General features: G+C 67.7%; 17 protein-coding genes and 2 riboswitches. Of the genes, 5 read left to right on the plus strand and 12 right to left on the minus strand.

Annotation, left to right across the window (positions count from 1 at the left end; translation table 11 throughout):
- Window positions 1–316 precede the first annotated feature (316 nt).
- A complete protein-coding gene (locus tag QP609_RS18590; RefSeq protein WP_289214020.1) occupies window positions 317–2,494 on the plus strand; it encodes a primosomal protein N' in 2,178 nt (725 codons plus the stop codon).
- A gap of 96 nt (window positions 2,495–2,590) precedes the next feature.
- Here QP609_RS18590 and QP609_RS18595 read toward each other — a convergent pair whose 3' ends face one another.
- Both QP609_RS18595 and QP609_RS18600 read right to left on the minus strand, forming a co-directional pair.
- On the minus strand, window positions 2,591–3,211 hold the full coding sequence (locus tag QP609_RS18595) for a glutathione S-transferase (RefSeq protein WP_014648579.1): 621 nt from the start codon (window positions 3,209–3,211) through the stop codon (window positions 2,591–2,593).
- 112 nt (window positions 3,212–3,323) lie between these two features.
- Entirely contained in the window at window positions 3,324–4,103 is a 780-nt protein-coding gene (locus QP609_RS18600) for an NYN domain-containing protein (protein ID WP_014648580.1), read from the minus strand.
- A gap of 123 nt (window positions 4,104–4,226) precedes the next feature.
- On the opposite strand from QP609_RS18600, the gene QP609_RS18605 reads away from it, so the two are divergent.
- Window positions 4,227–5,507: an NAD(P)/FAD-dependent oxidoreductase gene (locus QP609_RS18605; RefSeq protein WP_142235122.1), complete on the plus strand. Its 1,281-nt coding sequence runs from the start codon at window positions 4,227–4,229 to the stop codon at window positions 5,505–5,507.
- Between the two features lie 92 nt (window positions 5,508–5,599).
- On the opposite strand, the gene QP609_RS18610 is transcribed toward QP609_RS18605, so the two are convergent.
- From QP609_RS18610 to QP609_RS18620, 3 genes are all read right to left on the minus strand, one after another.
- Window positions 5,600–6,055, minus strand: a complete 456-nt coding sequence (locus QP609_RS18610) for a hypothetical protein (protein WP_046432762.1) — start codon at window positions 6,053–6,055, stop codon at window positions 5,600–5,602.
- A gap of 3 nt (window positions 6,056–6,058) precedes the next feature.
- Window positions 6,059–6,490: a nuclear transport factor 2 family protein gene (locus QP609_RS18615; RefSeq protein WP_049408669.1), complete on the minus strand. Its 432-nt coding sequence runs from the start codon at window positions 6,488–6,490 to the stop codon at window positions 6,059–6,061.
- A gap of 144 nt (window positions 6,491–6,634) precedes the next feature.
- Window positions 6,635–6,910: a GIY-YIG nuclease family protein gene (locus QP609_RS18620; RefSeq protein WP_111206764.1), complete on the minus strand. Its 276-nt coding sequence runs from the start codon at window positions 6,908–6,910 to the stop codon at window positions 6,635–6,637.
- A 40-nt stretch (window positions 6,911–6,950) separates the two neighbouring features.
- A riboswitch (glycine riboswitch) is annotated at window positions 6,951–7,040 on the plus strand.
- Window positions 7,041–7,053: 13 nt separating this feature from the next.
- A riboswitch (glycine riboswitch) is annotated at window positions 7,054–7,157 on the plus strand.
- 84 nt (window positions 7,158–7,241) lie between these two features.
- Here QP609_RS18620 and QP609_RS18625 point away from each other — a divergent pair.
- Complete coding sequence (locus tag QP609_RS18625; protein WP_005411215.1) at window positions 7,242–7,859, plus strand: trimeric intracellular cation channel family protein; 618 nt, start codon at window positions 7,242–7,244, stop codon at window positions 7,857–7,859.
- Window positions 7,860–8,121: 262 nt separating this feature from the next.
- Here QP609_RS18625 and QP609_RS18630 read toward each other — a convergent pair whose 3' ends face one another.
- The 7 genes from QP609_RS18630 to QP609_RS18660 form a co-directional block, all read right to left on the minus strand.
- Window positions 8,122–9,195, minus strand: a complete 1,074-nt coding sequence (locus tag QP609_RS18630) for a 3-deoxy-7-phosphoheptulonate synthase (RefSeq protein WP_014648584.1) — start codon at window positions 9,193–9,195, stop codon at window positions 8,122–8,124.
- 294 nt (window positions 9,196–9,489) lie between these two features.
- Complete coding sequence (locus tag QP609_RS18635; RefSeq protein WP_014648585.1) at window positions 9,490–9,747, minus strand: hypothetical protein; 258 nt, start codon at window positions 9,745–9,747, stop codon at window positions 9,490–9,492.
- 90 nt (window positions 9,748–9,837) lie between these two features.
- The gene (locus QP609_RS18640; protein ID WP_046432768.1) at window positions 9,838–10,176 is read right to left on the minus strand and encodes a DUF6616 family protein; all 339 of its coding nucleotides are present in this window, start codon (window positions 10,174–10,176) and stop codon (window positions 9,838–9,840) included.
- A gap of 48 nt (window positions 10,177–10,224) precedes the next feature.
- Window positions 10,225–10,965 carry a DNA alkylation repair protein gene (locus tag QP609_RS18645; RefSeq protein WP_111206765.1) on the minus strand — a complete coding sequence of 247 codons (741 nt, stop codon included), beginning with the start codon at window positions 10,963–10,965 and terminating at the stop codon, window positions 10,225–10,227.
- On the minus strand, window positions 10,962–11,462 hold the full coding sequence (locus QP609_RS18650) for a MarR family transcriptional regulator (RefSeq protein ID WP_032958244.1): 501 nt from the start codon (window positions 11,460–11,462) through the stop codon (window positions 10,962–10,964). The genes QP609_RS18645 and QP609_RS18650 overlap by 4 nt, the downstream gene beginning before the upstream one ends.
- Before the next feature lie 72 nt (window positions 11,463–11,534).
- Entirely contained in the window at window positions 11,535–12,833 is a 1,299-nt protein-coding gene (locus QP609_RS18655) for a HAMP domain-containing sensor histidine kinase (protein ID WP_014648589.1), read from the minus strand.
- A gap of 32 nt (window positions 12,834–12,865) precedes the next feature.
- Complete coding sequence (locus QP609_RS18660; protein WP_014648590.1) at window positions 12,866–13,573, minus strand: response regulator transcription factor; 708 nt, start codon at window positions 13,571–13,573, stop codon at window positions 12,866–12,868.
- 106 nt (window positions 13,574–13,679) lie between these two features.
- Here QP609_RS18660 and QP609_RS18665 point away from each other — a divergent pair, with 106 nt between their 5' ends.
- Entirely contained in the window at window positions 13,680–14,609 is a 930-nt protein-coding gene (locus QP609_RS18665; RefSeq protein WP_197621294.1) for a retropepsin-like aspartic protease, read from the plus strand.
- Window positions 14,610–14,676: 67 nt separating this feature from the next.
- Complete coding sequence (locus QP609_RS18670) at window positions 14,677–15,840, plus strand: serine hydrolase domain-containing protein (RefSeq protein ID WP_197621295.1); 1,164 nt, start codon at window positions 14,677–14,679, stop codon at window positions 15,838–15,840.
- Window positions 15,841–15,892: the final 52 nt, after the last annotated feature.

Raw genomic sequence — 15,892 nt, forward strand, 5'->3', positions numbered from 1 at the left:
CACCACGCAGCCTCCGGCGAAAACTGTGGCTTCGGGCTGAATTCACTCTGTTTCAGCATTGTTTCACACTTAAGATATTGATTTTATTGTCTTTTGTTGTGTGGCGATTTTTTGACCAACCCAAGCGTGAGGCCGTCGCCATCGGCCTTCTACGTTTCCGATGGCCGTTAACGCACAACGTTATCCACAGAACATGTGGATAAGACTGAATCTCCAATGGACACCGATATTTAGGTGACATTTATGATTCAACGGGCGCCGCCCCGCCGCTCCCGCTGCTGCCGTTCGCGCGCGCATGGCCCGTTACACTGGCCCGATGCTTTCACCGATTCCGACCCTGCAGGTCGCCCTGCCTGTCCCCCTGCCCCGCCTGTTCGACTACCTGTCGCCGGAGGGCGATGCACCGGCGGTCGCGGTCGGCTGCCGCCTGAAGGTGCCGTTCGGCAACCGGGAGCTGGTCGGTGTGGTGGTGGGGCACGGCCAGACCGACGACGGCCAGGGACTGCGCCAGGCCCTGGCCTGGTGCGACCCGCAGCCGCTGCTGCAGGGGGAGCTGTGGCAGAGCCTGCAATGGCTGGCGCGCTACACCCATGCGCCACTGGGCGAGGTGCTGAGCACCGCCCTGCCCGGCCCGCTGCGCCATGGCGAGGCCCTGCCCGACACCCACCATTGGGGCTGGCAGCTGACAGCCGAAGGCCACGCCCAGCGTGAAAAGCTGCGCGCCGGCAGCCGTCCACGGCAACTGGCCGAGCTGCTGGCCGAAGCCATCGTGGATGAGGACGTGCTGGGCGAACGCATGCAGGACTGGCGCACCGCCGCGCGCAGCCTGGCCAAGCGCGGGCTGGCCGAGCGGGTTGCGCTGAGCGTGGCCCCCAAACACGCGCAGCCACTGCCCGGTCCCACGCTCAACCCGGACCAGGCCGAGGCGGTGGCCGCGATCACTGCCGCCGACGGCTTCCAGCCGTTCCTGCTGGATGGCGTGACCGGCAGCGGCAAGACCGAGGTCTACCTGCAGGCGATCATCCATTGCCTGGCGCAGGGCAGGCAGGCGCTGGTGCTGGTGCCTGAAATCGGCCTGACCCCGCAGACCCTGGCACGCTTCCGTGGCCGCCTCGGCATCGCCGTGCATGCGCTGCACTCGGGGTTGAACGACAACGAGCGCGCGCGCGTCTGGGCAGCGGCCTCACGCGGCGAAGCGCGCGTCATCGTCGGCACCCGCTCAGCGGTGTTCACGCCGCTGCCCCAGGCCGGCCTGCTGATCGTCGACGAGGAACACGACGGCAGCTACAAGCAGCAGGACGGCATCCGTTACCACGCGCGCGATTTCGCCGTGGTCCGGGCCAAGTCGCTGGGCGTTCCGGTGTTGCTGGGCAGTGCCACGCCCTCGCTGGAAACCCTGCACAACGCCTACGCCGGGCGTTACACCCACCTGCGCCTGAAACAGCGCGCCGGCGATGCGCGGCCACCGCGCGTGCGCATCCTCGATGTACGCAAGCGCCCGCTGCATGACGGCCTCTCGGCCGATGTGCTGGCCGGCATCGGGGAGCATCTGCAGCGTGGCCAGCAGGTGCTGGTGTTCAAGAACCGCCGCGGCTACGCACCGGTGCTGCTGTGCCACGACTGCGGCTGGACCGCGCCATGCCAGCGCTGCGATGCGCCGATGACCGTGCATGGTGGCGGTCGTCGCCTGCAGTGCCACCACTGCGGCGCGCGGCAACCGGCGCCGCTGGCATGTCCGGCCTGCGGCAGCCTGGCGCTGCAACCGCAGGGCATCGGTACCGAACGCCTGGAAGAACATCTCACTGCGGCCTTCGCCGACTTCCCGGTGGTGCGCATCGACCGCGGCACCACCTCACGGCGCGACGCGCTGGAACAGCAGCTGGCGAAACTGGGCGACCAGCCCGGCATCCTGGTCGGCACGCAGATCCTGGCCAAGGGCCACGACCTGCCCAAGCTGACCCTGGTGGTGGTGGTGGGTATCGATGAGGGCCTGTTCTCGACCGACTTCCGCGCCAGCGAAAAACTGGCGCAGCAGCTGATCCAGGTGGCCGGCCGCGCGGGACGTGCGCGCGACCCGGGCGAGGTCTGGCTGCAGACCCATCACCCCGGGCACCCGCTGCTGGAAACCCTGGTGAGCGGTGGCTACCATCCGTTCGCGCAAGCCGAGTTGAACCAGCGCCAGGCGGCCGGATTCCCGCCCTTCGCGCATCTGGCGCTGATGCGCGCCGAAGCGCAGCAGGTGGAGCATGCCAATGCATTCCTGCTGGCGGCCCGGCACCTGCTGGGCGAACAGAACGTGGTCGAGGCCTACGGGCCGATGCCGGCGCCGATGCCACGGCGGGCCGGTTACCAGCGCACGCAGCTGCTGCTGTCTGCGGTGCAGCGGCCGCCGCTGCATGGCGTGCTTTCGCAACTGGTTCCGCAGCTGTACGCGCTGCCGGAAGCACGCAAGGTGCGCTGGTCGCTGGATGTGGATCCAACGGATCTTTATTGAGGGGTCAGAGCCCACCCGTCGGGTGGGATCCGACCCCGATGCCCTGGGGTCGGATCCCTTTTCGCAGAAAAGGGCTCTGACCCCGGACGCCTTCGCTTACGTCAGCGGCGACATCACGCCGCGCTGGTAGGCCGGTCGCTCACGCAGGCGCGCATACCACTCGGCCAGGTGCGGCAGGTCCGGGCGCTGGATCGGCAGTTCATACCAGGCGTACACCAGCGAGCCGAGCGGAATGTCGCCCATGGCGAACGTCCCGCCCGACAGCCATGGCTGCGTGGCCAGGGTGGCATCGGCCATCGCCAGGTAGTCACCGGCACGGACGATGGCCGCGCTGATGCGCGCTTCGTCACGGTCGGCCGGCGCGGTGCGCATGATGCCCCAGACCAGGTCGCTGTACAGCGGCGCCATCCGCGAGGTGCTCCAGTCCATCCACTTTTCGGCCTGCGCGCGCTCCATCGGGTCCTCGGCGTACAGCGTGCCCAGCGCATAGCGCGCGCTCAGGTAACGCACGATGGTGTTCGATTCCCACAGCGGCAGGCCGTGGTCCTCGATCACCGGCACCAGGCCGTTGGGATTCATCGCCTGGTACTCCGGCGTCTGCGTGCCGCCATGGCTGCCGCCGACTTCGATGGATTCGTACGGCAGGCCGATCTCCTCGGCACACCACAGCACCTTGCGGACGTTGCTGGAATTGCGGCGGCCCCAGATCTTCAACATGCGGGTTTTCCTTGCTGGCAATGCGAGCGGCAACGATACGCCTGATTGGAGTGGAGATGTGCGTGCCGGATGCGGGATCGGGCGCCTGCGCGCTGCCGGCCAGCGGCCGGCACTACCGGTTCTTTTTTGGCAGCGCGCGCACGTAGGACGACTTGCCATCCTTCTTCAGCTCGAACAGGCCGATCGCCGCCAGCAGATCGCTGAGTTTGCCGTAGCCATAGTTGCGCGGATCGAACGAGGCCTGGTTGCCGATCTGGCTGCCGACCGGCCCCAGGTGCGACCAGCCATCCTCGCCCTCGGCCGAGGACACCGCGCGGCGCAGCATCTTCACCAGCCGGGTGTCGCTGCGCATCTCCGCCCCGCTCTTGCGCGGGCGTGCATCATCATTGGCGACGGGCTCGTTCGATGCCTGTTCGCTCGATGCCTGCTCGGCATCCGGCACGCTGGCGTGGGTCTGGCCCAGCGCTTCCAGGTAGGTGAACTTCGAGCACGCGTTGACGAACGGTTCCGGCGTCTTCTTTTCGCCGAAGCCATACACCTTCACGCCGTCGGTCAGCAGGCGCATCACCATCGGGGTGAAATCGGCATCGCTCGACACGATGGCGAAGCCATCAAGGTTGCGCGCGTACAGCAGGTCCATGGCATCGATCACCATCGCCATGTCCGACGCATTCTTGCCCTTGCTGTAGGCGAACTGCTGGATCGGGCGGATCGCGTATTCGTGCAGCACCGCTTCCCAGCCCTTCAACCGCGGGCTCTTCCAGTTGCCGTAGGCACGGCGCACGTTGGCCACGCCATAGCGGGCGACTTCGGCCAGGACCTCGTCGATCTTCGAGGCCGGCGCATTGTCGGCATCGATCAACAGGGCGATGCGCTTTTCCGGTTCGCTCATGGATTCCTCGCGGGCGGTTGCCTGAACCCGAGTATCGCCGATCCACCCAGGCGCTGACGTGACAGGTGGCCGCCGTGCGAAGATGCCAGGCGCTTCCCCCAATGCCCCCACTGGAGTGAGTCGATGAGTCGCGAGCGCGTTCCCCACCTGGTCGTTGTCGGCGGCGGTTTTGCCGGTCTCTGGGCCACCCGTGCCCTGGCCCGCGAGCGCATACGCATCACCCTGGTCGACCGCCGCAACCATCATCTGTTCCAGCCGCTGCTGTACCAGGTGGCCACCGCCGGCCTGTCCGCGCCGGATATCGCCGCACCGCTGCGCCACATCCTCGGCCACCAGCGCAACGTGGAAGTCCGCCTCGGCGAAGTGGTGGCCATCGACAAGCAGGCACGGCAGATCGGCATGGCCGATGGCAGCACGCTGGACTACGACAGCCTGCTGCTGGCCACCGGCGCTACCCACGCCTACTTCGGCAACGACCAGTGGGCCGAAGATGCCCCCGGCCTGAAAACGCTGGACGATGCCATTGCGCTGCGCCGCAAGCTGCTGCTGGCGTTCGAGCGTGCCGAGGCCGAACCGGACCCGACCAGGAAGGCGGCGTGGCTGAGTTTCGCCATCGTCGGTGGTGGTCCCACCGGCGTCGAACTGGCCGGCACGCTGGCCGAGATCGCGCGCCACACGCTGCGCAACGAATTCCGCCACATCGATCCGGCCAGCGCCAAGGTGCGCTTGGTCGAGGCTGGGCCGCGCGTGCTGTCCTCGTTCCCGGAAGTGCTTTCGCTGAAGGCGCGCCGCCAGCTGGAAAAGCTGGGCGTGGAAGTGCTGACCGGTACCCCGGTGAGCGACATCGACAGCCAGGGCTTCAAGCTCGGTGAGCAGTTCGTGCCGGCCCGCACCGTCGTCTGGGCCGCCGGCGTGGCCGCTTCACCACTGGCGCGCACGCTGGACGTGCCGCTGGACCGCGCCGGCCGCGTGCAGGTGCAGCCGGACCTGACCCTGCCCGATCACCCGGAGCTGTTCGTGGCCGGCGACCTGGCCGCACTGAGCCAGGCCGATGGCAAGCCGGTTCCCGGCGTGGCGCCCGCGGCCAAGCAGATGGGCAAGTACGTGGCCGAGGTGGTCCGCGCGCGCCTGCATGGCAAGGCGGCACCGGGGCCGTTCAAGTACGCCGACTACGGCAACCTCGCCACCATTGGCCGCATGGCCGCGATCGTGCACCTGGGCCGGCTGCAGCTCTCCGGCGTGCTGGCCTGGTGGTTTTGGCTGGCCGCGCACGTGTTCTTCCTGATCGGCTTCCGCAACCGCATCGTGGTGCTGCTGAACTGGGCGGTCGCGTACTGGAGCTACCAGCGCAGCGCGCGCATCATCTTCGGTGATGATCAGGACGACCGGCGGCCGAGGCGGTAAGGCCGCACGCAACAGGGGTCGGATCCCTTTCCGCGGGAAAGGGCTCTGACCCCGTCAACAAACATGGAGCGCCATCCACGCATGGCGTGGATCTACCGGTTCATCTGGCCACCGGGCACCCGCCGTTTCGACCAGGTCCGGCAGAAGTCCTCCTTCCTCGCGGTGTCCGCAATCTGCGCGGTACTCCAATGCCGGGTGATCCAGATCGCCAACGCGGTGCTGCTGAGATGCCAGCGCAGCATGCCGCGCCGAGGTTGCCGCCACAGGTGGCGCCGGGCAATCCAGAAGGCCTCCCGCTCCACTTCAGGCACCTTGTTCTTCATCCCGTCCTTGTCGAAGAACTGGGCGGTGAAGCGCCAGGGGTTCATTGGCTGGTATCCCGCCCGTGGCTCACCGCTGCACGCAGCCACACCACTGGGCGCGCGGTCGGCCGGCTTCGGCCGACCGTCCACCAATGCCAGCCCGAGCAGATACAGCAGGCCAGGCAGCAGCGCGATGCCGGCGACCAGCACGACGACGGAGATCCATGCGTTGCCGGCGGCACGCATCGCTCAGTGCGCCTTCGGCTTCGGGTACCACAGTGCGTTGACGATGACCCAGCGCTGGTCGAAACGCCCCATGTGAAAGTAGTCGACGAACCACGGGGTTTCCAGCCGCACCGAGGCCGCGTTGCCGGTCACGTCCAGCACCGTGCAGCGGCGATCCCATTGATCCTTCGGGGTCTTCAGCGCGCCCTGTTTCGTCAGCGAGACCAGCTCTTCCTTCGACATCCGGCGCAGGCCCAGGCGCTCGTCGGGTGTATCGCCGAGGACCGCGCGCTTGGCCAGGTCCGGGTGCAGCGAACGGGCGACGCGCTGCGGATCGGCCTCCAGCTGGCCATCGACGTAGTCGTGGCAGGTGGCTTCGATGGCCGCGATCGTGGCGGGGTCGGCGGCAGGGCTCGTTGCTGCGGAAAGCGCGAACAGCAGGGCAATCGTGGACATCCGGGTCTCCGGCTCTGGGCGCGGGGCGATCATCGCATGGGCCGAATGGCCCATCCACGCATGACGTGGATCTACTGTAGAGCCGAGCCCATGCTCGGCTCCCGCATCGGGCAGACGGAACAACAGCCGAGCGTGGGCTCGGCTCTACAGAAGCGCAGGATCCGTTGCCTGCAGCCAGGCCAGCTTGCGTTCGCGGGGCTGCTGCTTGAGTTGCCACTCGGCCCGCGAGGCGGCGGCCCGGTCCGGGTATTCGCGCACGGCCAGCACGCGCAGCGGCGGCCGGGCCCGGGTGTAGCGCGCGCCCTTGCCGGCCTGGTGGGCGGCGAAACGCGCCTCCACATCGGTGCTGATGCCGGCGTAATAGCTGCCATCGCGGCATTCGAGCAGGTACAGGAACCACGGGCGGACGGACGAGGCCATGCCTGGATTATGCCGTGCTGCACTGCAGCGGATATACTGGCACCCGAATGCAGGAGAGAGGCGCCGCGCTGGCGCCCGCCGAAGGCGCAGGCTCCCATGATCGCTCAGGCCGGTGGGCTGGAATCCCACCAACCATGCATTCGACTCGCCGAGCTGGAGAGAGGTCACCGGGCATGCCCGGGACGATCCGCCGAAGGGGCACGCGGCCCATGCCGCTGAACTCTCAGGCAAAAGGACAGCGGGAGCGGCACCGGTCATCGTCATCCCGTCATTGCGCAGGCAGTGGCGGCGGTCGCGCATGGCCGGCCCCACCGCGGCCGGAGCCTGTCCCATGCTGCTGTCCATCATCTACCTGATCGCCATTTCCGCCGAAGCCATGACCGGCGCACTGTCCGCCGGCCGCCGCCGCATGGACCTGTTCGGCGTGGTCATGATCGCCTGCGTCACCGCCCTCGGTGGCGGCTCGCTGCGCGACATCCTGCTCGGCCACTATCCGCTGGGCTGGGTGAAGCATCCCGAGTACCTGGGCTTCACCGTATGCGCGGCGCTGATCGCCACCTGGGTGGCGCGCTGGATGCACCACTTCCGCCGCACCTTCCTGGTGCTCGATGGCCTGGGCCTGATCGCCTTCACCCTGATCGGCTGCTCGATCGCGCGCGAAGCCGGCCATGCAATGCCGATCGTGCTGATCGCCGGCATGCTGACCGGTGCGTTCGGCGGGGTGCTGCGCGACATCCTCTGCAACGAGGTGCCACTCATCTTCCAGAAGGAGCTGTACGCGATCATCGCGCTGCTGACCGGCGCGGCCTATCTGTTGCTGCTGCACTGGGGCGTGGCCGACGCCACCGCGATCCTGTGCTGCCTCGGCGGCGGCTTCGCGCTGCGCCTGCTGGCGATCCACTACCGCTGGGAAATGCCGAAGTTCGTGTACCACGACGAAGTGCATTGAGCCTCTTCGTAAAGTCGAGCCATGCTCGACTGCTCTTTGCAGGAAACCAACGCGCTTCGCGCGCAGGTCGGGCATGGCTCGACGCTACAGGAAGCGGTATCACCACCCCGGCGATGTACCTGGCGCTGTCGCTCATGCGCAGCGCCAGGCGCATCGCCGGTGCAGATGGGCCGGCCTCCAACTCCGACCGACCCTGATCGCGGCCGCACCCCCGCAGGCGCTGGCCGCCATCCACACACGTGCCGCACTCAGGCGGCTTCGATCAGGCTGCTTCGGACACCTTCACGTCGCGACGGGCGCGCACGGCCGCAGCCAGACGCTCCAGCACCGTCACGGTGGTGTCCCAGTCGATGCAGCCATCGGTGATGCTCTGCCCGTAAACCAGCGGCTGGCCTTCCACCAGTTCCTGGCGGCCACCGACCAGATGGCTCTCGATCATCACGCCAACGATGCGCTGTTCGCCGTCTTCCAGCTGAACAGCAATGTCTTCGATCACCTTCGGCTGGTTCTCGGGGTTTTTCAGGCTGTTGGCGTGGCTGGCGTCGATCATCAGGCGCGTCGGCAGCTTGGCCTTGGCCAGCACCTGGCAGGCGTCGGCGACGCTGCCGGCGTCGTAGTTCGGCTGCTTGCCGCCCCGCAGGATCACATGGCAATCCGGATTGCCGGTGGTCGACACGATGGCGGTGCCGCCCTGCTTGGTGACCGACAGGAAGTGATGCGGATTGGACGCCGCACCCACCGCGTCAGCGGCGATCTTGACGTTGCCATCGGTGCCGTTCTTGAAGCCGACCGGGCACGACAGCCCCGAGGCCAGCTCACGATGCACCTGGCTTTCGGTCGTACGCGCGCCGATCGCGCCCCACGCCACCAGGTCGGCGATGTACTGCGGCGAGATCACATCGAGGAATTCGACACCGGCCGGCAGGCCGAGCTTGTTGATGTCGCGCAGCAGGCCGCGGGCAATGCGCAGGCCCTTGTCGATCCTGAAGCTGCCGTCCAGGTCCGGGTCGTTGATCAGGCCCTTCCAGCCCACCGTGGTGCGCGGCTTCTCGAAGTACACACGCATGACGATTTCCAGTTCGCCGGCCAGCGCGTCGTGCAGCGGCTTCAGGCGCTGGGCGTATTCGATGGCGGCCTTCGGGTCGTGGATCGAGCACGGGCCCACCACCACTGCCAGGCGGTCGTCACGGCCGTGCAGGATCTGGTGCAGGGCCGCGCGCGAGGCGCTGACGGTGTCGGAGGCTTCATCGTCACAGGGCAGCATCGCCAGCAGTTGGGCAGGCGGTGTCAGCGGTTCGATGGTGCGGATGCGCAGGTCGTCGGTGTGCGGGGGCATTGCAGGAGATCTCCGGAACGTTGGGGTCCCCAGCGTGGCGGCATGAAAAAAGCCGCCAGGTTCGCTGGCGGCTTTCGGGAATGCGTCTGAAGCTTTCTTCAGGGTGAGCGCAGTCCTTCCTCCGCCAGTGGCTTCGGAAAGTAATACCAGTAAAAGCGGGTGGCGGCTGCGTTCATGGGGTGTATTGATAGCACAGCTTTTGCGCAGTGCAAAATGTTTCATCCGCAACCGCGGGTGCGGTTCAGCGAGGCGCGCGCCGGCGCTGCCCACGCGGCAGCAGCCACGCAAAGCTGCTCATTTGCCATGCACTTCCACGTCCAGCAACAGGCCTTCGTGGATGTCGGCCCAGCGCTCCAGCACGCGGTCCAGCTCCTGCCTGGCCTCGTCCAGCTGCTCGGGATTGAGCAGGGAACGGGTGGTGTAGAGGTCGGAGACCAACCGCCGCAGGGCCGCCTCCGGGATGGCCACCGACGGCCCTTCCCGCCCCGGCAACTGCAATGCCGGGCTGTCGCCAAGCGGGCCGAACAGCGTGACCTGGAGCGTGCTCTGCATGATCAACTTCCCTGCGGATGGACATGGGCAATGTCCTGTTTACCGCGTCCGGGTGACAGGCGCATGTGCCATGCGCGTCCGGAGACGCTGCTACAAGGCGGCCAGGTCGGCAAGGTGCTGCCCCATCCCATCGTCTGCGCCGACGGCGTTGATGGTGGCGAAGTACTGATGCCAACCGGTGGCGGCAATGCCGGCCACCAGCGCATCGGCGTCCGCGCGGCTTGCACAGCGCCAGACCGCATAGAACTGCTCATCGCTGCCGTGCTGTACGCCCCTGGCAATGCGGCCCATCGCCAGCAGTGTGATGCGGACTGGATCGAACTGCTGCATGCCTGCACCGATACGGGCGAAGAAGGCATTCCGCTGCTCGGGCTGGAGCGTGGTCCAGGCGGGGGTGGCGGTGTAGAGCTCGATGAAGGTGTGCGACATGCTGCTTCTTCCTTGAAGGTTTGGGGGGTTGCCGGCCAGCGGCCGGCACTACCGGAGCGAGCGCATGGCGCGTTTGCGGATGTAGGCATTGGCATCGCCACGGTGCTGCTGTTGCCAGCGCGCGCACAGCGCACGCAGCCACTGCGGCTGTGTCTTGCCGGCATCATTGAGCCAGTTGCCGACCGAGTCCTGCACATAGCGCTCCGGGTCGTCGGCGAGTGCCTCCAGCATCGCCTCTGCAAGTTCCGGCTGCCGCTTGAACAGCGCGACATGTGTGGCCCACACGCCGCGCGGGCGCAGCGCTTCGCAGGCGAAGCGGCGCAGGTACGGCGATCCTTCCTGCGTCCATGGTTGCAGGTACTCCAGCGCCTGCAGTGGTGCGGCAACAATGTCGGCACGCAGCGCCAGCCACGCCCATTCGCGCACGCCGAAGTGCGGGTCGTCAGCCAGTGGCCGCATCGCCTGCAGCTTGGCCGGCAGCGTCGCGTCGGCGTCGCCGCCGATCAGGTAGCAGGCCCAGCCACGCACCGTGTCTGACGTATGCGCCTGCCAGCGCGCAGGCTCCCCCTGTCCGGCTTCGTGCAGCAACCGCGCCGCCAGCGCCATGCGCTGGGTGATGCCCTTGCCTGAGGCGTCGCGCATGCATTGCAGCGATTCCGGCTCAAGGGCAGGCGCCACCACCTGCAGCAGCGCGGTGAAATCCACGGCCAGGCATTCGGCCAGATGGGTGGCAGCAGCGCTGCCACTGTTGAGTGCATGCAGCCTTTGCGCAGGAACGGGCGTGCTCATGCTGCCGATTCCCGCCCACCGTCCGTGTGCTGCCAGACCTTGTGCAGCAGCTGCGACAGCTGCTGCTGTTCACCCGCATCCAGGCCGTCGAACAGGCCGCTGATCCATTGCGTGTGCTGCTCGAACAACGACTCGGCCAAGCGCTTTCCCGGTGCGGTCAATACGATCTGCAGACGGCGGCCATCCCCGTCATCGCTGCGACGCTGCAGCAGGCCTTCACGCTGCAGGCCATCGAGCAGGCCGCTGATGGTGGCACGGGTCACGCCGGCACGCTCGGCCAGCAGGTGCGGCGGCAGCGTGCCACCGGCCCCGTGCAGCAGGAACAGCACGATGAAGCGGCCCTCGCTGAGCCCATGCGGTGCCAGCCGCGCGGCGCAGTCGCGATCGATCGACGAGGACAACGAGAGCAGCTGGAAGCACAGGCGCAGTTGCGCGATGTTGGCGTGGCCGCGTCGCTGCGATTCCTCCAGCAGGGCCTGATGCTTGGCTTCGATCATCTCACGAACACGATATGGTTAGGTGCCTAATCATATCACCGGATAGCCGCCATCTGTAAACCACAGCCGATATCAGGGGAGCTTTCCCAGCAGCAGGCGCGCGATCAGCCCGCCGCCCTCGCGGTGCAGCAGCTGCAGTTCGCCTGCGTGACGCCTGGCCACGTTGGCGGCCATGGCCAGTCCCAGCCCGGTCCCACCGGTAGCGCGACTGCGCGAGCTTTCGCTGCGCTGGAACGGTTGCAGCAGGCGGACACGATCAGCTTCGGCGATGCCCGGCCCGCGATCCATCACATCCAGCTGCACCCCATGTCCCCACACGGCGACATGCAGCTCCACGGCGCCCGCGTAACGCTCGGCGTTGTCGATGAGATTGTCGACCGCGCGCCGGAGCAGCAGCGCATCGCCATGCCACGGCAGCGTATCCGGGCACTGAAGCGAAATGTCGACCCCGCGCAGCAGCGCCCCTTGCAGGCATTCCTGCAGCAGGGCAGCCAGATCCAGCGAGCGCATCTGCAAGGGCTGCAGCTCGCCGCGTGCATAGTCCAGCACCTGCTCGATCATCGCGTCCATGCGTTCGATGTCCGCCACCATCCGGGCGGCCTGTGGTGCGGGAGCGAACTCGGCGCGCAGGCGCAGGCCGGTCAGGGGCGTGCGCAGGTCATGCGCCACTGCCGCCAGCATATGGGTCATGTCCTGTGCCTGGACCCGCAGGCGTTCGCGACCGGTGCTGATCGCGGCGGCCAGCATCTGCACTTCGCGTGGGCCATCGTCGGGCAATGGCGACTCGGCCTGCAGGTCGACGCGTGCGCTCGCTTCGGCCAGGCGCCGCAGCGGGCGCCCCAACCGGATCGACGCCCACGCCGCCAACGGCGCCAGCAGGATCGCACCGCCCAACAGGGCGAGCATCACCTGGCGGCGCCAGGCCGCCAGGTCACTATGGTCGCTGCCGACCACCCGCCAGCGGCCGTCGGCCTGGCGCATCCCCAGTTCAAACGGCGGCCACTGCATCGCGGTCAGCAGCGCGGCCTGTGATTTCAGCACGCCAGCACGACCGGAGGCGTCCAGTACCGCGCCACCCTCGATGACCTGCACATCGGGCGCCCTGCCCTGCCCCGTCCATGCCAGGCGTACATCCTCGGCCGGCATGCCCATCTGCGCGGCCGCCAGCTGCGCGAGCCAGTCGCTGGCGCTACCTTGGGGGGGCGCGTCCTGCGTCGCCCTGCGCAATCCCAGTGACGCCGGCGCCTGTTCCCCACGCAGTACCTGCATCGCATGGTCCAGCCGCATCGGTGGCGGCGCGGGCCGGGGCATCCAACCCACCACTGCAACGCTGGCCAGGGTTGCCAGCAGCAGGCTGGCCAGCGCCAGCATCGCGATCCAGCGAGTGGTCGACCACCGGCTGCTCACAGCACCTGTACCTCAGCGTCGAAGCGATACCCTTCCCCGCGCAGTGTCTGCACGAGGGCTTCTGCCCCGGACGCGGCCTGCCCGAGCTTGCGGCGCAGGCGGCTGATCGCGAGGTCAATGGCACGGTCCACGCTGTCACTGGCTTCTCCGCGACTCAACTGCAGCAGCTGCTCACGCCCCAGCACCCGCCCGGGACGTTCGGCCAGCGCCAGCAACAGGGAAAACTCGCCACGACTCAGCACCAGCTCGGCACCGTCCGGTGCGAACAGGCGACGCTGGTCGGGCAGCAATCGCCAGCCATCAAACCGCAGCTCGCTGGCCACCTGCGTGCGCAGCTTGTCCTGACGGCGCAGCAGTGCGCGTACCCGCGCCAGCAGTTCACGCGGATCAAAGGGTTTGGCCAGGTAGTCGTCCGCGCCCATCTCCAGGCCGATCACGCGGTCCGGTGCAGCCCCCATCGCCGACAGCATCAGGATCGGGATCGCCCTCGCCTGCAGCCTGCGGCAGACCGACAGCCCATCCTCACCGGGCATCATCCAGTCGAGGATGATCAGGTCCGGTCGTTCGGCCTGCAGCAGCACGTCCAGTGCCGCCGCATCCGCCGCCAGGCGTACCTGGTAGCCGTGCAGCAGCAGGTGGTCGGCGATGGCGTCGCGGATGCTGGCATCGTCGTCGACGACGATGACACGGATGGGAGTACTCATTCGCACAGTATCCAGCACCTGTGTATCAGGACGGTATCAACGCCGATATTCCGGCGATACGCCGCCGTGCGCCAATGGTCACCCACGATCACTGCGGAGTCTTCCCTTGCGCCTCTTCCTGTTGCCCCTGTTCGCCGCTCCCTTGCCTGCGCTCGCCTCCAACGCCGCCGCGCACATCCTGCCGATGTGGATGCAGGGCGGTCATCCGGCGGTGGCCGTCTCGCTGGACGGGCGCGCCGAACCGCTGCGCTTCGTGGTCGACAGTGCCGCGGGGGCAACGCTGGTCGATGCCCGCGTCGTGCGGCGCTATGGCCTGGAGGATGCGGATGCAGAGGTATCACAGGCGCAAGGGGCGAGTGCAGCTTCGGCGCGGTTGCAGCGCATGCGCAGCACGTCCTGGCAGCTGGGCGGCTGGCAGCTGCAGGCCCAAGCCATGAACGTCGATCTGTCATCGTTGCCGAAGGATGATGATCCAGCCATCGACGGCTTGATCGGCAACGATCTGACCGGGCGCTGGGACACCCGTTGGGACTTCGGCCGCAATCTACTGGCGCTGTGGACACCCGGCGGATTGAACCTGGAAGGACCGGGTTGCCAGCCCAATGCGCTGCCCGGCCGCACTGGCGGCCTGCGCCAGTTCGGCTTCATCACGCTTGCACTGGGCGCGCCCGCGGTGGACGCCATCGCCGTAGTCGACACCGGTGCCGCACAGACCGTCCTCAACGCCGAAGCCGCCCGCGCACTGGGGCTGCGCACCGACGGCAGCGACGCGCGGGTGCGGGTGCGTGAAAAGGGCACCGAAGGCCTGGGCGGCGGCAAGCAGGCAACCTGGCTGTACACCCTGCCCGGCATGACCGGCGGCGGCTGGCAGCACCCGTCGATGGAGGTCCGCATCAGCGAACTGCCGGTGTTCAAGGCGATCGGCCTGGAGGGCCGGCCGGCGCTGATCCTCGGTGCCGATGCAATGCGCGGCGGCCAGGTGGACATCGGTGCCGGCGCAGCACGGATCTGCCTGCGCCGGCCGCAGGCCGGCTGACAACTGGCGATGACGCCAGCGGCAGCCCGGCGTAGCATCACCGTGCGCCCCACCAGGAGTTCCACGCATGTGCCGTGCCACCCTGATGTTGCTGACGCTGCTCCCGCTGGCGGTACTGGCCGCGCCGCCACCCGTGCCCTCGCCCACTCGCATCGATGCCGAAGCACGGCGGCTGATGCAGGCGGCCCATGCGCGCGGGATGGCGCTGGCGGTGATCGATGACGGCAAGGTGGTGCATGTGGCCGCCTACGGTGAACGCAACGCCGCAGGCGAGCCGCTGCGCACCGACACCGTGATGTATGCCGCATCGCTCACCAAGATGGCCTTCGGCCACCTGGTCGCACAGCTGGCGCAGGACGGGGAGATCGATCTGGATGCCAGCATCGCCACAGCTCTGGACGTGCCGCTGCCAGACTACCCGCCCGAACCGAAGAAGTACGCCGACTACAGCGTGCTGGCGAGTGATGCACGCTGGCGCCGGCTCACGCCCCGAAAGCTGCTGAATCACGCCAGCGGCTTTGCCAACTTCGGCTTTCTCGAACCGGATGGCCGGTTGAAGTTCCACTTCGAGCCCGGCAGCCGCTACGGCTATTCCGGCGAGGGCCTGATCCTGCTGCAGTTCGTGATCGAACGTGGGCGACTGGGCGAGGATGTGGGTGCGTTGATGCAGCAGCGCGTGTTCGATCGCTTCGGCATGGCGCGCACCAGCATGTCGTGGCGCGCGGATTTCGCCGGCAACCTGGCCGATGGCTGGACCGTCGAAGGCAATACAGAGCCGCACGATCAACGCAGCCGTGTGCGGGCGGCAGGATCGATGGATACCGCCATCACCGACATGGCCCACTTCGCCGCCGGTTATGTGCGCGGCGATGGGCTGTCTGCGGCAATGCGCAGGGAACTGGTGCGGCCGCAGCTGCCGATCACCACCGCCAGCCAGTTCCCAACGCTGCAGCCGGAGCTGCCCGTTGCGCAGCAGCACCGGGATCTGGCCGCGGGCCTGGGCGTGGTGACCTTCCGTGGCCCCCAGGGTGCAGGCTTCTACAAGGGCGGCCACGACGATGCGGTCGGCAACACCCTGGTGTGCATCGAGCGGCACAAACGCTGCGTGGTGATCCTGGGCAACGATGTACGGGCCGAGGCCACCTTCCCGGCACTGGTGGCGTTCGTGCTGGGTGATACCGGCGTGCCATGGCAGTGGGAGTACGGCGCGGCGAAGGCCTTCGTCGAATGAAGGCGCGATGATCCCTGGGCGGGGAGTGCGGAGGGATGGGAGCAACCATGCA

Origin of the sequence: Stenotrophomonas sp. 8(2023), from assembly GCF_030345295.1 — a bacterium.
In the GTDB taxonomy this organism is placed as follows: domain Bacteria; phylum Pseudomonadota; class Gammaproteobacteria; order Xanthomonadales; family Xanthomonadaceae; genus Stenotrophomonas; species Stenotrophomonas muris.

Bases quoted from the DNA above. Each gene is read 5' to 3' on its own strand.
- QP609_RS18630 (WP_014648584.1), bottom strand. From the start codon at position 9,195: ATGCCCCCGCACACCGACGACCTGCGCATCCGCACCATCGAACCGCTG.
- QP609_RS18605 (WP_142235122.1), top strand. From the start codon at position 4,227: ATGAGTCGCGAGCGCGTTCCCCACCTGGTCGTTGTCGGCGGCGGTTTT.
- QP609_RS18660 (WP_014648590.1), bottom strand. From the start codon at position 13,573: ATGAGTACTCCCATCCGTGTCATCGTCGTCGACGACGATGCCAGCATC.
- QP609_RS18650 (WP_032958244.1), bottom strand. From the start codon at position 11,462: ATGATCGAAGCCAAGCATCAGGCCCTGCTGGAGGAATCGCAGCGACGC.
- QP609_RS18640 (WP_046432768.1), bottom strand. From the start codon at position 10,176: ATGTCGCACACCTTCATCGAGCTCTACACCGCCACCCCCGCCTGGACC.
- QP609_RS18655 (WP_014648589.1), bottom strand. From the start codon at position 12,833: ATGCTGGCGCTGGCCAGCCTGCTGCTGGCAACCCTGGCCAGCGTTGCA.
- QP609_RS18625 (WP_005411215.1), top strand. From the start codon at position 7,242: ATGCTGCTGTCCATCATCTACCTGATCGCCATTTCCGCCGAAGCCATG.
- QP609_RS18670 (WP_197621295.1), top strand. From the start codon at position 14,677: ATGTGCCGTGCCACCCTGATGTTGCTGACGCTGCTCCCGCTGGCGGTA.
- QP609_RS18615 (WP_049408669.1), bottom strand. From the start codon at position 6,490: ATGTCCACGATTGCCCTGCTGTTCGCGCTTTCCGCAGCAACGAGCCCT.
- QP609_RS18620 (WP_111206764.1), bottom strand. From the start codon at position 6,910: ATGGCCTCGTCCGTCCGCCCGTGGTTCCTGTACCTGCTCGAATGCCGC.
- QP609_RS18635 (WP_014648585.1), bottom strand. From the start codon at position 9,747: ATGCAGAGCACGCTCCAGGTCACGCTGTTCGGCCCGCTTGGCGACAGC.
- QP609_RS18600 (WP_014648580.1), bottom strand. From the start codon at position 4,103: ATGAGCGAACCGGAAAAGCGCATCGCCCTGTTGATCGATGCCGACAAT.
- QP609_RS18610 (WP_046432762.1), bottom strand. From the start codon at position 6,055: ATGCGTGCCGCCGGCAACGCATGGATCTCCGTCGTCGTGCTGGTCGCC.
- QP609_RS18595 (WP_014648579.1), bottom strand. From the start codon at position 3,211: ATGTTGAAGATCTGGGGCCGCCGCAATTCCAGCAACGTCCGCAAGGTG.
- QP609_RS18590 (WP_289214020.1), top strand. From the start codon at position 317: ATGCTTTCACCGATTCCGACCCTGCAGGTCGCCCTGCCTGTCCCCCTG.
- QP609_RS18645 (WP_111206765.1), bottom strand. From the start codon at position 10,965: ATGAGCACGCCCGTTCCTGCGCAAAGGCTGCATGCACTCAACAGTGGC.